At 65.6% G+C, this 17,551-nt stretch carries 14 protein-coding genes and 1 other RNA gene; 3 read left to right on the top strand and 12 right to left on the bottom strand.

Going from position 1 to position 17,551, the window contains the following annotated elements:
- Nucleotides 1-564: 564 nt before the first annotated feature.
- The 3 genes from BJD12_RS15975 to BJD12_RS15965 form a co-directional block, all read right to left on the bottom strand.
- Complete coding sequence (locus BJD12_RS15975; RefSeq protein ID WP_228860921.1) at nucleotides 565-1,032, bottom strand: hypothetical protein; 468 nt, start codon at nucleotides 1,030-1,032, stop codon at nucleotides 565-567.
- 129 nt (nucleotides 1,033-1,161) lie between these two features.
- Nucleotides 1,162-3,255: a prolyl oligopeptidase family serine peptidase gene (locus BJD12_RS15970; RefSeq protein WP_005997236.1), complete on the bottom strand. Its 2,094-nt coding sequence runs from the start codon at nucleotides 3,253-3,255 to the stop codon at nucleotides 1,162-1,164.
- Nucleotides 3,256-3,324: 69 nt separating this feature from the next.
- Complete coding sequence (locus BJD12_RS15965; RefSeq protein WP_039421001.1) at nucleotides 3,325-3,636, bottom strand: hypothetical protein; 312 nt, start codon at nucleotides 3,634-3,636, stop codon at nucleotides 3,325-3,327.
- 296 nt (nucleotides 3,637-3,932) lie between these two features.
- Between BJD12_RS15965 and BJD12_RS15960 the strand changes: the two genes are divergently transcribed.
- Both BJD12_RS15960 and BJD12_RS15955 read left to right on the top strand, forming a co-directional pair.
- Nucleotides 3,933-4,502, top strand: coding sequence for a lipocalin family protein (locus tag BJD12_RS15960; RefSeq protein ID WP_005997237.1), 570 nt, complete (start codon nucleotides 3,933-3,935; stop codon nucleotides 4,500-4,502).
- Between the two features lie 31 nt (nucleotides 4,503-4,533).
- Complete coding sequence (locus BJD12_RS15955) at nucleotides 4,534-5,061, top strand: hypothetical protein (protein ID WP_005997238.1); 528 nt, start codon at nucleotides 4,534-4,536, stop codon at nucleotides 5,059-5,061.
- 171 nt (nucleotides 5,062-5,232) lie between these two features.
- Here BJD12_RS15955 and BJD12_RS15950 read toward each other — a convergent pair whose 3' ends face one another.
- Nucleotides 5,233-6,198: a helix-turn-helix transcriptional regulator gene (locus BJD12_RS15950; RefSeq protein WP_005997239.1), complete on the bottom strand. Its 966-nt coding sequence runs from the start codon at nucleotides 6,196-6,198 to the stop codon at nucleotides 5,233-5,235.
- Nucleotides 6,199-6,464: 266 nt separating this feature from the next.
- On the opposite strand from BJD12_RS15950, the gene BJD12_RS15945 reads away from it, so the two are divergent.
- Nucleotides 6,465-7,271, top strand: coding sequence for a DUF481 domain-containing protein (locus BJD12_RS15945; RefSeq protein WP_005997240.1), 807 nt, complete (start codon nucleotides 6,465-6,467; stop codon nucleotides 7,269-7,271).
- Nucleotides 7,272-7,579: 308 nt separating this feature from the next.
- Here the strand turns inward: BJD12_RS15945 and hemC are convergent, their stop codons facing one another.
- The 8 genes from hemC to BJD12_RS15880 form a co-directional block, all read right to left on the bottom strand.
- Nucleotides 7,580-8,494, bottom strand: a complete 915-nt coding sequence (gene hemC / locus BJD12_RS15940) for a hydroxymethylbilane synthase (RefSeq protein WP_005997241.1) — start codon at nucleotides 8,492-8,494, stop codon at nucleotides 7,580-7,582.
- Nucleotides 8,495-8,524: 30 nt separating this feature from the next.
- Nucleotides 8,525-9,262 (bottom strand): LytR/AlgR family response regulator transcription factor, encoded by a 738-nt coding sequence (locus BJD12_RS15935; protein WP_039421020.1) that lies wholly within the window; start codon nucleotides 9,260-9,262, stop codon nucleotides 8,525-8,527.
- Nucleotides 9,263-9,293: 31 nt separating this feature from the next.
- A complete protein-coding gene (locus BJD12_RS15930; RefSeq protein ID WP_005997243.1) occupies nucleotides 9,294-10,346 on the bottom strand; it encodes a sensor histidine kinase in 1,053 nt (350 codons plus the stop codon).
- Between the two features lie 4 nt (nucleotides 10,347-10,350).
- Nucleotides 10,351-11,019 carry an alpha/beta hydrolase gene (locus BJD12_RS15925; protein WP_039420997.1) on the bottom strand — a complete coding sequence of 223 codons (669 nt, stop codon included), beginning with the start codon at nucleotides 11,017-11,019 and terminating at the stop codon, nucleotides 10,351-10,353.
- A 238-nt stretch (nucleotides 11,020-11,257) separates the two neighbouring features.
- The gene (mdoH, locus tag BJD12_RS15920) at nucleotides 11,258-13,195 is read right to left on the bottom strand and encodes a glucans biosynthesis glucosyltransferase MdoH (protein WP_005997246.1); all 1,938 of its coding nucleotides are present in this window, start codon (nucleotides 13,193-13,195) and stop codon (nucleotides 11,258-11,260) included.
- 1,419 nt (nucleotides 13,196-14,614) lie between these two features.
- Nucleotides 14,615-16,264: a M28 family metallopeptidase gene (locus BJD12_RS15890; RefSeq protein ID WP_005989187.1), complete on the bottom strand. Its 1,650-nt coding sequence runs from the start codon at nucleotides 16,262-16,264 to the stop codon at nucleotides 14,615-14,617.
- Between the two features lie 156 nt (nucleotides 16,265-16,420).
- Nucleotides 16,421-16,497, bottom strand: a non-coding RNA gene (locus BJD12_RS15885) — sX9 sRNA.
- Between the two features lie 61 nt (nucleotides 16,498-16,558).
- Nucleotides 16,559-17,539 carry a GGDEF domain-containing protein gene (locus BJD12_RS15880; RefSeq protein ID WP_005989186.1) on the bottom strand — a complete coding sequence of 327 codons (981 nt, stop codon included), beginning with the start codon at nucleotides 17,537-17,539 and terminating at the stop codon, nucleotides 16,559-16,561.
- Nucleotides 17,540-17,551 lie beyond the last annotated feature (12 nt).

Below are 17,551 nucleotides of genomic sequence, written 5' to 3'. Positions count from 1 at the left end.
ATCGATTGCCGGCATCGTCAGTAACACGATCTTCGGCAAGCTGCTGCGCTCTAACACCCATGCAAGCTCTTTTCGCTTCTGCGTTCAGTGACCGCGATGTGGCGCAGCATCTCCCAACGCAGCTGCTCCCTGGCGCCATCCAGGCCGCCGCAACGGTGCTGCTCAAACCAGGTTCGGCGCAGATAGCGCACCAGGCTGGTCGTCACCGCGACGTCCAATAGAACAAGGCCCGTTGCACGCGCCAGACGCTGGACGGGCACCCCAGGTAATTGCCATCCATCACCCACTGCTCTGCGGCGATGGCTGCATCGTGAAGCGCGAAAAATTCCTGCCTGGGACGAGGTAGCCAGGCAGTGCTTGGGGAATGATGCAGCTGATCCAAATACACGCATGCGCATCCGTGCTTGCGCGCAATCGCTTGCGCCAAGGTCGATTTACCGCTATTGGACGGTCCCAGAATGCAGATTCGCGGACCCAGCTCGTCCCATTTCATTCCGCCCCTTCCTGATATCGCTCGCGGCCAAACGCAGCGACGAAGACTTGGCACCAACGCGCCGCACCGTCTTACTGCGTTGCGCAGCTGTCCAGATTGAAGAACTGCCGTGCCATCGCTTGCCGCTCGCCTGGCGCCGCGCGATACCACAACGTTTCACGCAAGTCGGGCAACAGGAAATGCGCAGGCGCCGGCATGCCGGCACGGGGAACCTCGCTCAGAACACGATAGCTCGCATCGGTGCCGATGTAGCCCACATCGCCCAAAGGGCGCGGCCCACCATCGGGATCCGGAGGCTGCCAACCCGGCGCGGTCACATCGGTGGTGGACGCCAGGTGCTGGCTGTCATCGCTGCCGCCGCTCCACGGCAAAAACCATACATCCGCTCCGGTGCGCGAAGCATGTAGCCGCAAGACCACCTGCGCCGGCCAGTGTGGACCGCTGGCGACCGCCAGAAAGCGGGCTTGCACGTCGGCATCGTCGCGCAGCACATAGCGTGCATTCTCGACCGCGCACGCGCCGACCGCCAAAGTCATCATCACGCCCAACATCGCTCACACTCCGCGTCGTCCACGTTTGCTTTCGTTCGATCGCAAACGTCACGAGGCCGCTGCAGTGTGCCGGCGGCCTCGTGTCGCACTGCGCATCATGCGGCCTGTGCCAACCGCTCAGTCGGCCAAGCGCTCCCACAGAAAGCTATACGCCAGTGCCGACATATGCGCAGCCTGCGCATTGTTGGCTGCGCCGCCGTGGCCGCCTTCGATGTTCTCGTAGTAAGTCACGTCCTTGCCGGCCTCGATCATTTTGGCCGCCATCTTGCGCGCATGGCCCGGGTGTACGCGGTCGTCTCGTGTGGAGGTCAGGAAGATCACCGGCGGGTAGGTCTTCTTCGGGTCGAACAGGTGATACGGCGAGAAGGTCTGGATGAATTTCCAGTCGTCGGTGTCCGGGTTGCCGTATTCGGCCATCCACGAAGCGCCTGCCAACAGATGGCTGTAACGCTTCATGTCCAGCAATGGCACCTGCACCACCACCGCACCGAACAGCTCCGGATATTGGGTCAGCATGTTGCCGGTCATCAGGCCGCCGTTGCTGCCGCCCTGCACGCCCAGATGCTTGGTCGAGGTGATCTTGCGCGCAACCAGATCCTTGGCCACCGCGGCCATGTCTTCGTAGGCCTTGTGGCGGTTTTGCTTGAGCGCAGCCTGGTGCCAGCGCGGGCCGTATTCGCCACCGCCACGGATGTTGGCCACCACGTAGACGCCGCCCTTGTCCAGCCAGGCGCGGCCCAATGCGCCGGAATAGTTCGGCGTCATCGAGATTTCAAAACCGCCGTAGCCATACAGCAGCGTCGGCGCGCTGCCATCGAGCGTGAGGTTCTTGGGGCGCACCAGGAAATACGGCACGCGGGTGCCGTCCTTGCTGGTGGCGAAGTGCTGCTCGATGCTGTCCTTGCCCGCATCGAAAAACGCCGGCATGGCCTTGAGCGGCTGCGGCGCGCTGCCCACCTCGACCCACGCCAGGGTGGTGGGAGTCAGGTAATCGGTGACGGTGAGCCACAGCGCGTCGCTGTCGTCGCTGTCCACGGCGCTGACATCGACCGTGCCGAACGCCGGCGCGCCGACAAACGCACTCTTTTTCCAGCCGTCCTGCGATGGAGTGATGACGCTGAGCCGATTCTTGACGTCTTCGAGCACGTTCAAGACAAGGTGCGACTTGGTCCATGCCACGCCCGCCAGCGAGGTGGTGTCGGTCGGTTCGAACAACACATCGAAGCTGCGCTTGCCGGCCATGAAGTCGTCAAAGCGCGTGGCCAGCAGCGAGCCGGCGGTGTAGGTCTTGCCCCCCACCGTCCACGGCTCGCGCAATTCCAGCGTCAGCCACTGCCGCTTGACCGACTTGCTGGCCGAGTTGGGCACATCCACCTTCACCAGCGTGCCGTCGGCGCCCTTGAGATACAGCTCGTCGTTGTAGAAAGCCAGCGTCCGGCTGACGAAATCGCGTTCGAACCCGGGGGTGTCGTCGTGCATCGCCGCGATATACATATCGGTCGGCTTGCCTTCGTACACCACCGCGGCAGCGCTGAGCGGGGTGCCGCGCTTCCACTGCTTGGCGACGCGCGGGTAGCCGGAGCTGGTCATGCTGCCGGCACCGAAATCGGTGAAGACGTAGACGGTGTCCTTGTCGATCCAGCCCAGCCCGCCCTTGGATTCGGGACGGAAGAAGCCGTCCTTGACCCATTGCTTTCCGGCCAGGTCGAACTCGCGGGTGACATCGGCGTCGGCGCCCCCGCGCGACAGCGCGATCAGGCAGCGCTGGTAATCCGGGCGCAGGCAGTCGGCGCCGTGCCAGACCCAGTTTTCGCCCTCTGCCTTGTTGAGCGCATCCAGGTCCAGCACCGTTTCCCAATTCGGCGAAGCCTTGCGGTATTCGTCCAGCGTGGTGCGCCGCCACAGGCCGCGCTCGTGCTGCTTGTCCTTCCAGAAGTTGTAATAGAACGCGCCGATCTTCTGCACGCCAGGAATCTTGGCGTCCGAATCCAGCACCTCGCGGATGCTGGTTTCCATCTGCTTGAACGCCGGCGTGGTGGCCAGGCGCGCTTCGGTCTTGGCGTTCTGGGCCTTGACCCAGTCCAGCGGCTTGGCGCCGGTGACATCTTCCAGCCAGGCGTAGGGGTCGTTGGACACGGCGGTTTCCTCTGCAGAGACGGCGCCAGCGGTGATCAGGCCGGCGACCAGGCAGATCGAGGCGAACTTGGGCATGTGTTTTTCCGGAAAAACCAATGCCGGAAAACCTAACACAGCCCCTTGCCCGGCCTCCCCTGCCGAAGGTCAGGCCGCCCGCGCCGGTGTCGCTGCCCGCGAAGTGACGCGCCGACGTTGCGCCTGCGGACCACGCCGACGCGGCAAGGCCCGCCGCGCGCCCGGACGCGCCAATGCGGGCAGCGCGAAACGGTGCAGGCTCCACCAGGCCAGCATCGGCATGCCGACCAGCCACAGCGGCAGCCAGCCGATCCACTCGCTGTGCCCGCGTGCCGCTGGCCATACCAGCACCAGCGCCAGGCCGGCCAGGGCGATCTGCCGCACCGGGCGCAGCACCCGCGGGTCGGGTCGTTCGGAACGAGAGGAAGGACGATGCGACATGACGGCACTCCGTGGCAGAAGGGATGAAGACAGGCCGGCAGAATTGCCTGTCCCCATCTCACCGATTGCGACCTGGGAGGCGAAATGTTGCGCCTGTGCGAGGTCAGGCGCCGCGGGACGCGCGTAGGGTAGGGATTGGCAACTCAGGTCCGGCATCCGCTAGCCCGGGGTGAGGATCGCGGGAGTGATGCCAGTGGCCGACGACCCCATTGCCGACGCCAGACCCGACCGTTGACGCGAACTTGCCCCCTGCATGCGGTAGTGTGCTGCACCTATTGCCCCTTTGTGATGTTGCGATGCGCCTGACCGTTACGATCGCCCTCGCTTTCCTGCTCGTCCTCGGCCTGCCCGTGGCGCATGCCAAGGACACATCCACCACCGAGCCGGCGATCGATCTGTCCAAGATCATGGGCACCTGGTACGTGATTGCGCGCATGCCCAATCCGGTAGAGCGCGGTCACGTCACCAGCCGCGACGAATACACCCTGGACGAAGACGGCAAGGTAGCGGTGCGCTATCTGTATCGCGAAGGTTTTGGCGAGCCGGAAAAGGAAGTCAGCGCACGTGCGTCGGTGGATGCGGAAAGCGGCAATCGCGATTGGCGAGTGTGGTTCTACAAGGTGATTCCGGCCAAGCAGCGCATCCTGGAAATCGCACCGGATGGCTCATGGATGCTGATCTCCTACCCGGGCCGCGATCTGGCCTGGATCTTCGCGCGCAAGCCGGACATGAGCCGCGAGCAGTACCGCACGCTGGTCAACAAGATGCGCGACGACTATTCCATCTACACCGACAAACTCAAGCGCGTGCCGCAGCTGCGCGAGCAGGTGGACCGCCTGGGCTTTGAAGTGCCGAACAAGCGTTAGGCGCTAAACTATCTTTCTCGCGGGCCAAGCAATGTCAGAACAAAGTTGGCTTGCTTACACCGGAGCAATTGCGGGCATCATCGGCGCAGTTACTGGCATCGCTGGGGCTGTTCTTGCCTTCATGGCGCTTCGACGCACTGGCCAGCTCAAATCTCTTGATCTTCGGCTAGAGCTCCGTCGCACCGAAAGCACGTTGCAATCGGATATCCACGGTCTGGCTCCCCTGCTGGAGAGCGCAAAGGCCTCACGGACGCGGCTAGCTGCCGCTCAAGGCGCCTATCATTCTGGCGCTACAAAGCATTGGCTCACTCAATGGGATGCAGACTTGGCAGATGCCAACTCGCTCGGCGAGGGCGCGTCCGTCCTGGACATTGACTGTTTGGCATTCTCTCAAGCAGAGCTCGAGGCGCGACTTGTCACGGTTCACAAGCTTCAGCGTCAAGTCGCTCAACTTGCTGGCAAGTACCAAAGTTCACTTGCTGCAGATGATGTTGCCCGGGAGCAGCTTCGAGCAGATCAACGGGTAATCACGCAGGCGCGCCTCGAGGGCAAGATATGAAGCACGCGCCTAACAATTCATTCAAGCCAAACTCGCTTCGCGGGCAGGCTCGATTCAGGGGTTGAGCGTCATTGACTCAATCCCAGCGCATTAGGCTGGGATGCGTCTCGTAGAACTGCACGCCCTTGCCGCGATCGGGCCTCCGCACAACGACCCAAATGCCGGCCAAGCTCAATCGTAATTGCTCAGCGCCAGCGACAGCAGGGCCTTGGCCTGCTCGCGCAGCGAGACGGGCTCAACGATTTCCGCGTCCGAGCCGTAGTGCAGCACGTCCATCAGCAGCTCGCGCGAATTGCTGTATGGCAATTTGAGCTCATAGCGGCCGTCGGGCAAAAACCGGCCCTGCTGCTTGGAATGCCAATGCTCGTCGGCCACCCAGCGTGCGGCCTTGGCGCTGAACACAATGGTCGCCCAGCCTTTGGGTGCGCCGGAAAAGATGCCGTAGCTGGCGGCCAGCTGCTCATCCAGTTCGCTATCGGGCACATCGCGCGGCGCGGCATCAAGCAGGCGCGCATGGTTGATGCGGTCCACCGCGAAGCTGCGCACGCCATCACGGCCGTGGTCCCAGGCATCCAGGTACCAGTTATCGCGGTAGTGGGTGATGCGTTGTGGTGACACGGTGCGCTTGGTCGATTCGTCGGTGGAGCGTGCGCGGTAATCGAAGCTCAGCTGCTTGCGCTCCAGCACCCCGGAGGCCACGGTGCGGAAGCTGGCTTCGTCCAGCTTGCGGCCGCGATGCGGAATCACCCGCACGCGATCTACCGGCCATTGCGAGACACCGGCCTGCGCCGCCAGCAGCCCTTCGATGCGCTGCTGCAGCGGCGCCAGCATCGACGACAGCACCCCGCCGCCGGTGCGCGCAAGCAATTGCTGGGACGCCAGCAGCGCGTGCAGTTCTTCCGAACTCAGCCACAGTCCGGGCAGCTCGAAGCGATCGCTTTCGCCGGACAGATAGCGAAAGCCCGATTCGCCATCGCCTTCCACCGGCGCCATCAGCGCGTCGCGCAGGAACGCCAGGTCGCGATACACGGTGGCGCGGGAGCAGCTCAGCTCATCCTGCAGCCGCGCCACCGTGACCGGGTAGCGCGCCGACTTGAGCAGGCGATGCAGGGAGTTGATACGTTCATAGCGATCCATGCGCCGATTATGTCCGGTTCTTCGCGCCGCGGGGTGAGCGCCGCTATGCACTCTGGTGCAGAGCACCGCCCGTCCCGGCTGGCCGGCTTGCGCCAATCGCGAAGGCGCCGTGCGCAGGGTCCTGGCGTTGCCCGTAACCGAACGCGACAGCTCCCAGCGCCAGAACCGCCAATGAAGCGCGGCGTTCACCGGGTCATGACGTGCCGCACAGTCCGCTATCATGAAATCGCTTCCATCCTCCCGCCCTGCCCTCAAGCGAGCCGCCCATGTCCCGCCGTGCCCCGTTGTCTGTCCTGCTGCCCCTGCTGTTGATCACGCCCACCGTCTGGGCCCAGTCGATCGCGGTCGCGCCGACGCCGGTTGACCCTGCTGCTGCGCTTGTGCCCTCGCCCTGGAGTGGCAGCAGCGGTGAGCTGGGCTATGCCGCTGCCCACGGCAACAGCACCACCGACAGCCTCAACGGCCGCGTGCGCCTGCGCTACACCGACGGCGACTGGATCCACAGCCTGGATGCCACCGCGCTGCGTTCGAGCTCGGAATACACCAACACCAACGACGACGGCAGCACCGAACGCGAGCGCCAGACCACCGCCGAGCGTTACACCGGCAGCGCCGGCAGTGCGTTGCAGCTAGGCGAACACCGCCAGCTCACCGCCACCGGCCGTTACGAACACGACGACTTCGCCACCTATGACCGCCTGGCCACCTTCGGTATCGGTTACGGCACGCGCCTGATCGATGCCGAGCGCTTCTATCTGGACGCGCAGATCGGCCCGGGTATCCGCCGCGCGCACAACAGCGACGAAGACCGCAACGAAACCGGCCTGATCGGACGCGGCCTGTTCGACCTGAAATACACGGTCACCGACAACACCGACCTGATCAACACGCTGCTGGTGGAATCGGGCGAATACAACACCTATGCGCAAAACGATTTTGGCGTGCAGGTCAGCATGAACTCGCACTTCGCGCTCAAGGCCGCCTGGCAGATGCGCCACAACAGCGAGGTCAGCGACGGCGACAAGAAGACCGACACGCTGACCACGGTGAACCTGGTCTACACGTTCAAGTAAGCGCTCGGTCAGGGTCTTGCGGGCTTGGGCGCGGGGGCTAGTTATCGGTCATGCGCTCGCGGCCGGCTGCTCCTTCGATTCGGTGGAGCTGCCGGCAACTACGCAATCGCGCGTCTGTAGGAGCGGCCCTGGCCGCGACAGGGTTTCCCAGCTAATGCCATCGCAGCCAGGTCCACCCCTACGATTCAGTGGCGGCTTCTGGTACCTACGCAACTACGCATCTGTAGGAACGGACCTGGCCGCCCCGGGCTTGGGCGATAACTCCCCACGCGACCTTGGCCGCCCTACGACGCGGCGGCCAATCGGGGTTACAGCTCGGCCAGTAGTTGGGCGGCGCCCTTGTCGAACAGGCCTTGAGCGACGCGGCGGCCCAATTCCTCGGTGTCTCCAGCGCTGCCGTGCGCATCGGCGTGGATCAGGCGGCCATCGCTGGCACTGCCGACCATGCCCTGCAGATACAACCCCTCGCCTTCCCAGGTCGCAAAAGCAGCCACAGGTACATGGCAGCTGCCGTGCAGGGCGCGATTCATCGCCCGCTCGGCTTCCACGCAAACGCGGGTGGTGGGCGCATCCAGCACGGCCAGCAGCGCATGGATACGCGCATCGTCGCCACGGCATTCCACCGCCACCGCGCCCTGTGCCGGTGCCGGCAACCAGTCCGGCGCGTCCAGCCGCGCACTGATGCGCGCGTCCAGGCCCAGCCGCTGCAGGCCGGCGCAGGCCAGCACGATGGCGTCGTAGCCGCCGTTGTCGAGTTTGGCCAGACGCGTGTTGACGTTGCCGCGCAGGTCGATCAGCTCCAGGTCCGGGCGCGCGGCACGCAACTGGGCCTGGCGCCGCAAAGACGAGGTGCCCACCCGCGCGCCCAGCGGCAACGCCTGCAGGCTGGCGTAGAGATTGGACACCAGCGCATCGGCTGCATCGCCGCGGCCAAGGATCGCCGGCAGCACGAATGGGTCGTCCAGCTCCATCGGCACATCCTTGAGCGAATGCACCGCGCAATCGGCCTCGCCGCGCAGCATGGCCAGCTCTAGTTCCTTCAAAAACAGGCCCTTGCCGCCGATTGCCGCCAGCGAGCGGTCCAGCACTTCGTCGCCACGGGTGCTCATCGGCACCAGCACCACCTCCAGGCCGGGATGGTGCTGGCGCAGCGCGGCGGCGACATGTTCACTCTGCCAAAGGGCGAGCGGGCTCTTGCGGGTGGCGATGCGGAGCGTTGTCATCCGGCCATTATCGCGGACCGGACCCGTAACTCATACATGGCGCAGTTGATCGCGCAGGCTGGCGACGCAGCGCCGGCTCACTTCCAGGGTCTGTGGAACATTGCGCAGCACGGCGTGCACCTGTCCATCGCCGCTGCGGCGCAGCTCCACCAGCTCGTCGCGGGCGACCAGGCAATTGCGATGGATGCGCACCAGCCGGTCGGCGAATTCGTCCTCCAGCGACTTGAGCGACTCTTCGATCAGGTCCTCGCCACGGGTGTGGTGGACGATGACGTACTTCTCTTCGGCCTGCAGGTAGCGGATGTCGCCGATGGCGATCAGCCGCAGGCTGCCGCGCAGGCGCGCGCACAGATGGGTGCGCAACGGCCGTGGCGCGACGCCGGGGACGCGCCCGGCCAGGAAGGTGGCCACTTTTTCCAGGGCTGCGGCCAGGCGTTCCGGGCGCACCGGTTTCATCAGGTAATCCAGCGCGGCGGCGTCGAACGCCGACAGCGCATGCTGGTCGTAGGCCGTGCAGAACACTACCGCCGGCGGCGGCTGGCTTTGGCGCAGCAGCCGCGCGGTTTCCAGGCCGTCGACGCCGGGCATGGCGATATCCAGCAGCACCAGGTCCGGGTGCAGCTGTTCGCACTGCTGCAGCACCTGCTGGCCGTTTTCGGCCTCGCCAATCACCTCGACCTGCAGATGCTCGCCCAGCAGCATGCGCAGGCGCTCGCGCGCCAGTGGCTCGTCATCGGCGATCAGCACCCGCACTTGCGTGGCCGTCATGGACATCCCCCTTGCTAACGCGACTCCCCCGTCACGGCAGCGGCAATGTGATCTCGCAGGCATAGTAGCCTTCGTTCCAGCTGGCCGCCATCCGTGCTCCGGCACCGAACTGAAACGCTAGCCGGTGCGAGATGCTGGCCTGCGCATGCCCTGCACCGGCAAGCAGCGGCAACTGGGTTCCCGGTTGCGGGGCCGGGTTGACGATGCGGATCTGCAACTGGCTGCCGCGCTGACGCAGCGACAGGTACAGCGTGCCACCTTCGGGCATGCGCGAGACCCCATGCAGCACCGCGTTTTCGACCAACGGCTGCAGCACCAGGCGCGGCATCGGCAGCTCCCAGGGCAACGGTTCCTGGCGGTGCCAGCGCACCTGCAGGCGTTCGCCAAGGCGCAACGACTCGATGGCCAGATAGCGCTCGGCCAGCTCGCATTCGGCGCGCAGGGTGGACACGCCTTCGCCGGCGCCCAGCGCAGCGCGGAACAGATCCGACAGATCCAGCACTGCCTGCTCGGCGACCACCGGATCGCGCCGCAGCAGGCTGGCAATCAGATTCATGCTGTTGAACAGGAAGTGCGGGCGGATGCGCGCCTGCAGCGCGTCGGCTTCGGCACGCGCGTTGGCCTGCACCTGCGCTTCCCAGCGGTCGCTGACGTAGAAATAGCGCAGCGCCAGCGCGGTGATCAGCACCACCGTGGCCGCACTGCCCAGGGTGAAGCGCCAGAAGCCGACCAGCGATCCAAGCGGGGCCTGTCCCAGTACGGCATACAGCCCATGCACGATGCCTGCGCCCAGCATCGCCACCAGCGCGGCAATCAGCAGCGCCGCCAGCCCACCCAGCTTGGGCGGTAGCCGCGACAACGACGGCCGTAGCACGCACAGCAACACGGTGACCGCCAGCGCCAGCCACAGCGCCAGCCCGCTGGCCGAGACGAAGCGCGACAAGGTGATGCTGCGCGCGGCGCCGGCATCGGGCACCAAGGTCACCACCAGCACCACCAGCTCGGCCAACCCCAGCATGGCACCCAATCGTGGCAGCCGGCACAGGTCCGGCATCCAGGTGATCTGCGGGGCGCCGGTGGCCATGGGCTCAGGCGGAGGTGAAGCGCGCCTGCATCCAGTCGCGCAGGGCTTCGATTTCTTCCAGACAGACTTGATGGCCCATCGGGTAGGTCTGCCATTGCAGGTCGAAGCCAAGCGTGCGCAGGGCCTGCATGCTGGCCTGGCCTGCCGCGAACGGCACTACGGGATCGGCGCTGCCGTGGGCCATGAACACCGGTTGGCCAGTGGCGGCCGGCTGCAGCTGGGTGGCTGCGGCAGCCGGGTCCGGCAAATAGGTCGACAGCGCGATCAGCCCGGCCAGCGGCACGCTGCGCTGCAGCCCCGCGGCCAAGGTCACTGCGCCGCCTTGCGAAAACCCGGCAAGCAGGATGCGCTCGGGCGGCGTGCCGCGGGCCTGCTCATGGGCGATCAAGGCGTCGACCTGGGCGACCGATTCGGCGATGCCCGCCTTGTCGGCACGGCTGGCGAAGTCCATACCGACGATGTCGTACCAGCCGCGCATGCGCACGCCGTTGTTGATGGTGATCGGGCGGATCGGCGCATGCGGGAACACAAAGCGCAGCGCCGGCCAGTGCGGGCGTACCAGTTCCGGCACCATCGGGGCGAAATCGCTGCCATCGGCACCCAAGCCGTGCAGCCACAGCACGGTCCATTGCGGGTTGGGTCCGGTCTCGCGTTCGATCACTTCCAGCATCATCCAGCTCCGCTTGGGGCCGGGCATTATGCCTTGCGCGCCGGTCCTGGCCGATCACGTGGACTCGAACGCGCCGATCACCCGGAGCGCGCCCGCAAACTTGATGAGTGGCATGTACTGCCCGCGGGCCGCGCTCTTCGTCAAGGAGGCTGTGACGCAGCGTCCGGTAATGGCGACACAGCGCGGTTGGCAAGGCTCGGCACAGCACGCTGCATCTAACCGACCCGGCCGGCGCCGCCACTCAGATCAGCGAGGGTTCCAGCGCCGCGGCGCGGCGTAGTTCGGAGGCACGCACCAACACCTTGGGCGGGTCGAGCTCTTCGGGGATGCAGAAGATGCCGGCACGGCGCAGCGCCAGACCGCTGCGACGCAGCGAGGTCAGCGCCACCACCGGGATCGACACTGCCATGCCCACGATCACCGGCGCCATCCAGGCCGCCAGCGAGGGCGAGACGGTGTACGCCACCGCACCCATGAACAAGCCGAACACGGTCAGCCCGCCATAGCTGCGCAACAGCGCCGGCCACGACAGCTTGCCGTCGTCGCGCACCTGCGCATCCCAGCCCGAATCCTTGCCGGCCAGCACTTCGAACACGCCACGCGACTGCAGGTACATCACCACCGGCGCCATCAGCGCGGCCAGCACGGTTTCCAGAAGGATGCTCAGGAGCGCGCGAATGGCGCCGCCGCAGGCCTTCATTTCGCGCGGGTTGAGCAGCAATGCGATGTAGCCCAGCAGCTTGGGCGCCAGCAACACGAACATGGTGCAGACGAAGATCCAGATCGCATTGCCCTGGCTGCTGCCGTGCCAATAGCGCGCAGGCGAGAACGGCAGGTCGCCGGCCAGATCGATGCCGCCGCCGGCCAGCGGAATGCCGATGCCGATCAGCATCAACAGGCCCCACATCGGTGCGGTGAAGTAATGCCCGATGCCGATCAGCATGTGCATGCGGCTGATCCAGTGCAGGCCCTTGGCGCCGACCACCTTGGCGTGCTGCAGGTTGCCCTGGCACCAGCGACGGTCGCGGATCAGCAGGTCGGTGAGCGTGGGCGGGCCTTCTTCGTAGCTGCCCTGCAGGTACGGCACCATGTGCATGGCCCAGCCGCCGCGGCGCATCAGCGCCGCTTCCACAAAGTCGTGGCTGAGCACATGCCCGCCGAACGGCTTGCGCCCGCGCAGCGACGGCAGGCCGGCGTGATCGGCGAAGGCCTGGGTGCGGATGATGGCGTTATGGCCCCAGTAATTGCTCTCGGCGCCATGCCACCAGGCCACGCCAAAGGCGATGATCGGGCCGTACACGCGGCCACCGAACTGCTGCATGCGCGCAAACAGCGTCTGGCCGTTGACCACCGCCGGCAGGGTCTGGATCAGGCCCACGTCCGGGTTGTTTTCCATGCCGGCGACCAGCCGCACGATGGTGTCGCCGGTCATCACGCTGTCGGCGTCCAGGATCAGCATCTGCGGGTAGCTGCCGCCGAAGCGGCGCACCCAGTCGGCCACGTTGCCGGCCTTGCGCGCAGCATTGTCGGCGCGGCGGCGGTAGAAGATGCGGCCATGCCCGCCAACGCGGTCGCACAGCTCGTTGTAGACCAGTTCTTCAGCACGCCCGATGTGATCGCGGGTGGTATCGCTGAGCACGAAGAAATCGAAGTGCTCCAGCTGGCCGGTGTCGGCCACCGATTCGTAGATCGCCTGCAGGCCGGCCAGCAGGCGGCGCGGGTCTTCGTTGTAGGTGGGCATCAACAACGCGGTGCGCGAGCGCAGCACGGGCAGCGGCTGCTCCGGGTCGATGCCGAGCTTGCGCCCGGCGCGCGCCACCACGGTGATGAAACCGGCAACGGCGCTGGCGAACGACATCGCGATCCATGCAAACAGCAGCACGAACAGGCCCAGCAGGCAGCCTTCCAACACGCTGATGCCGTCGGGCCAGAGCACGCTGAGCATCACCCACACCGCGATGGCGGTCGTGGCGAAGGTGCCGCCGATCAGATAGAAACGGCGCACGCCGATGCCGACCGGCGAGGTGCGCTGGTGCGGCACCTTCAACTGGCCCTCGCGCAGCGATTGTTCGGGCATCGCCAACGGCGCTTCCGGCGGCAATGTGGGTTGGCCAGCGTCGAGGGCGGACTTGGGGGGGATTGCGGTTGGTGCGGGGGGAAGGGTCACGGTACCGTCCATCAAGGCTGCCCGTCGCATGAGTGCGACAGTGCGGGCTGCAGCGGGAGGTCCATCCCCGCCACGCGTAGCGATCGTGCAAAGCACATCGCACGGGCAAGGCGCCGGGCGACGTGCGACCAGGTCGCGGTATTGGCAGCTATGAAACCACTCCGATGCACAAACTCTCCTGGCGGCGACGCGACGTCGCGGCTCATCCTAAAGAATCGACCGTTAAAGGAAACGAAGGCCATCGTGCAGTCTTCGCCCCTCCCGACGAGGACCGCGCGGCAGACTACGCGGTAACGACCGAACGCAACCCCAACAGATTGCAGTCTGGCGCGCGCACTGTCACGGGCAGCGCGCCTTGCTTTCCTGTCAGGCAATTGCAAATCATGTGCCAGCAAGTGCAATCGGTTGCATTTCCAATGTGCCGACGCTGCAGATCATGGCAATGACGCTGACTGAAATGCGAAGACACGGGCACCTCATGGTCGATGGGAATAAGCGAGACGGCTCCTGCAGCGACCTCGCGCAGGCTAGGAACGCTGCGTTTCGCGTCCTCCAAACGCTTTGGAAACAGCCGGGTTCTGAGTCGGTGCGAGGTTCAGATGCGATCAAACGCTTGGCGATTCGAGGATGCGGCGCCCTCGCCGCTCGCGGGACACGCCGTAAACCCGTCCATGGGGGCTCGATGGCGGCATCCATGCCGCCAACGGTCCCGCAAGCGGCGAGGACACCGCACCAGACCGTTTGCTGGTGTTTTTACCGAAGAACGAAATCACTGCGTCGCGCGGTTTAGGAGTGGCTGGTTGCTGTGCCGAAACCCTGAGCACCGACCAACGCGACTGGTCCTTGCCCGCCCACCGTCGCGGGACCCTTGGCGGCATGGATGCCGCCACGGAGCTTACAGGGACGTACTTGCAGCGTGTCCCGCGATGGTGGGCGGGCAAGGGCCCTGCAGCAGACGCGAAGACCTCGAGGGCGCGGTGCCCTCACCGCTCGCGGGACACGCCGTGAATCCGTCCATGGAGGCTCGGTGGCGGCATCCATGCCGCCACACGGTCCCGCAAGCGGCGAGAACACCGCACCAGACGGTTGGCTGGTGTTTTACCGAAGAACGAAACCACCGCGTCTTGAGGTTAGGAGTGGCTGGTTGCTGATTGCTGTGCCGAAACCCTGAGCACCGACCAACGCGACTGATCCTTGCCCGCCCACCGTCGCGGGACCCTTGGCGGCATGGATGCCGCCAAGGAGCTTACTAAGGACGTACTTGCAGCGTGTCCTGCGATGGTGGGCGGGCAAGGGCCCTTCAGCAAACGCCAAGACCTCGAGTGCGCGGCGCCCTCACCGCTCGTGGGAGCTAACGCGGCATGCATACGTGGCACATGCCGCACCGGGCAACGCCGCCTGATCGCCACGACGGAGTCTGGCTAGCCGTTGTTACTTGCGCGCCGCTTCGCTGGCATCGCGGGTGGCGCGGAATTCCGAATCGCTGCTCCAGTTCGGCCACTGGCGCGAATCGGCCAACTGCTGGCCCAGCGTGTACAGCACGCCCAGATCGCGCGCGGCACCGGCGAAGGTCCAATCCGGCTTCCACTCATCGCCTTGCTGGTGATAGCGCTTGGCGGTGTAGTCGTCCGATGCCGCCTTGCCTGCGGCAATGCCGCCCACTTCCCAATCCTGCCCGGCCGCATACGACAGTGCCGGCACGCCGCGCTTGGCGAAGGAGAAATGGTCGGAGCGGAAGAAATAGCCGGCCTGCGGCTTGGGGTCGGGCGTGTAGCGCAGCTTGGATTGCGCGGCCACGGTCTTGAGCTGATCGAGCAACTCGAGCTTTGCGGTGCCGTAGATGCCGAAATCGCGGGACGGCACGAAGGGGTTCATGCCGTCCATGTTGATCACCGCCACCGTGGTATCCAACGGGTACAGCGGCTTGGAAGCGTAGAATTCCGAGCCCAGCAAGCCCTTTTCTTCTGCTGTGACGGCCAGGAACACCACCGAGCGCTCCGGCTTGGGCCCGCTGGCAAACCCGCGTGCCAGCTCCAGCAGCGCCGCAGTGCCGCTGGCGTTATCCAGCGCGCCGTTGAAGATGGTGTCTCCCCGTGCGTCCGGCTTGCCCACGCCGATATGGTCCCAATGCGCGCTGTAGATCAGCGTCTCGTCGGGGCGCTTGCTGCCTTCCAGGCGCGCAACCACGTTGTGCGAGGTGATCACGTCGGACTTGACCTGGTAGCTGGCGCTCAGGCTCTGCCCCTTGAGCTCGACCGGCTTGAAGCCGCGGGTCTGCGCCTGCTTCTTCAGGGCGTCGAAATCCAGCCCGGCGCGCTTGAACAGGTCGGTGGCCAGATCGCGCTGGATCCAGCCTTCCACGGTGGGATGGGCGGCGCGCGGGTTGTCGCGCACCACATCGAACATCGTGTTGGTGTTGGAGCTGGCCACGGTGTCCCAGCCGTACGAGGCCGGCGCGGTTTCGTGCACCACCAGCACGCCGAGCGCGCCCTGACGTGCGCCTTCTTCGTACTTGTAGGTCCAGCGGCCGTAGTAGGTCATGCCGGCGCCGTCGAAGGCGCCCTTGCCGGTTTCGAAGTCCGGGTCGTTGATCAGCACCACCGCGATCTTGCCCTTCAGGTCCACGCCCTTGAAGTCGTCCCAATCACGCTCCGGCGCCTTGACGCCGTAGCCGACGAACACCAGCGGCGCGTTGGCGATGTCGACCTTGGACGAGCCATCGAGCGCGGCGCGGATGGCGATCTGCTTGCCCTGCGTTAGCGCTTGCGGCTTGCCGGCACTGGCCAGCGCAAGCGTCGGCGTACCGACGATATCGGCGCGGCGCAATGGCACCGCCTGGGTCCACAGCCGCTTGCCATCCTTGAGATCGCCGCCGGGCTGCAGGCCCGCGTCGGCAAATCGTTTGCTCAGATAGGCGATGGTTTTTTCTTCGCCGGCAGTGGCCGGGCCGCGCCCTTCATAGGCATCGGACGCCAGCTCCTTGACGTCGCGCGAGATGCGCGCGCCATCGAAGCTCGGCGCCTGCGCCATCACTGCGGTCGAGACCGCCATTGCCAAGAGTCCCACGGCAAGTCGCTTCATTGCATACCCCAGATATCAGACAGCCCTGGAGTGTAGCCACCCGCGGGTGCAAGCGGCGGCATGTCGCGGGATTACAGCCTGCGCTGGCTGTGCATTGCCTGGGAGCGGCGGCACATGCGTGCACGATGCGACACCGGCGATGCTCGCGCCCGGAGCGGCTAGCAAACCGTAGCGCGCCGTCGTCAGGTGGGTGCAGACCGCGCACGCAAGACCTCAGTGCACGAGGGGCACATGCCGCACCGAACACCGGCCTCGCCCGCCTGGCGGTGAGCACGGTCGTTTTGTTACCGACGCTTAGAACAGGTCCACGCTGCCGGTTTGTTGCGTGGTCTGCAGCAGTTGCCCGCTGGTGATCAGCTCGGAATACACCACGGCGCGATTGCGGCCGTGCTGCTTGGCCCAGTACAGCGCCTTGTCCGCTTCGTCCAGCAGTTGGCTGATCAGGCGCCCGTGGGTCAGCTCCACGATGCCGGTGCTGAGCGTGACCTGGCCAACCTGCGGGAACACGTGCTCGGCGACGGCCAGGCGGAAGCGCTCGAACAGGCTGACCGCAACATCGCGATCCACCCCACGCAGCACGATCACGAACTCTTCGCCGCCGAAGCGGAACAGCAGATCGTCCTGACGGAACGCGCGCTGCATCAGCTGCGCCACCAGCAGCAGCACCTCGTCGCCGTACAGATGGCCGAAGGTGTCGTTGACACGCTTGAAGTGATCGATATCGACGATGCCCAACCAGACCTGGTCGTTGGCCGGCGCGTCTGCCCCGCCTGCAAACAACCGCAGAATCACATCGTCGAAAGTCTTGCGATTGCGCAGCCCGGTCAACGCGTCGCGCTGCGCATCGTCGAGCAGGCTGCGATAGTTCTGGAAGAAGCGTGCAAAGCCCTGCAGCATCGCCTGTTCGGCAATACCGGGCGGGCGCGCACCGCCCACCCGCAGGCAGGTGCGGATGCCGCGCGCCTCCATCATCGGGTAGAGCAATAACGCGTGGCCATCCTGCTGCAGGCGCACCACATCGCCAGGGCCATGCACGTCGGCCAGCCGCGCACGCATCTGCGCATCCTTGAGTTCGGCCACCGTCAACGACAGGCGGCCATCGTCGTGCAGGCGGGTTTCGGCCATGGTGCGGCCGTCCGGGGCGATGCGCAGCAGCGACAATTCCTCGGCGGCGCAGACCTCGCGCATGGTGCGCAACAGGCTCAGATCAAGCAGATCGGCGTCGCGGATGGCGGTCATGTCCACCATCCGTTCCAGCAATGGCGTGGCGCTCATCGGCGGCGCAGC

The organism is Xanthomonas vesicatoria ATCC 35937 (assembly GCF_001908725.1).
In the GTDB taxonomy this organism is placed as follows: Bacteria; Pseudomonadota; Gammaproteobacteria; order Xanthomonadales; family Xanthomonadaceae; genus Xanthomonas; species Xanthomonas vesicatoria.
The sequence above is the reverse complement of the archived record's forward strand: the minus strand, read 5'-3'. Positions and strand labels throughout refer to the sequence as shown.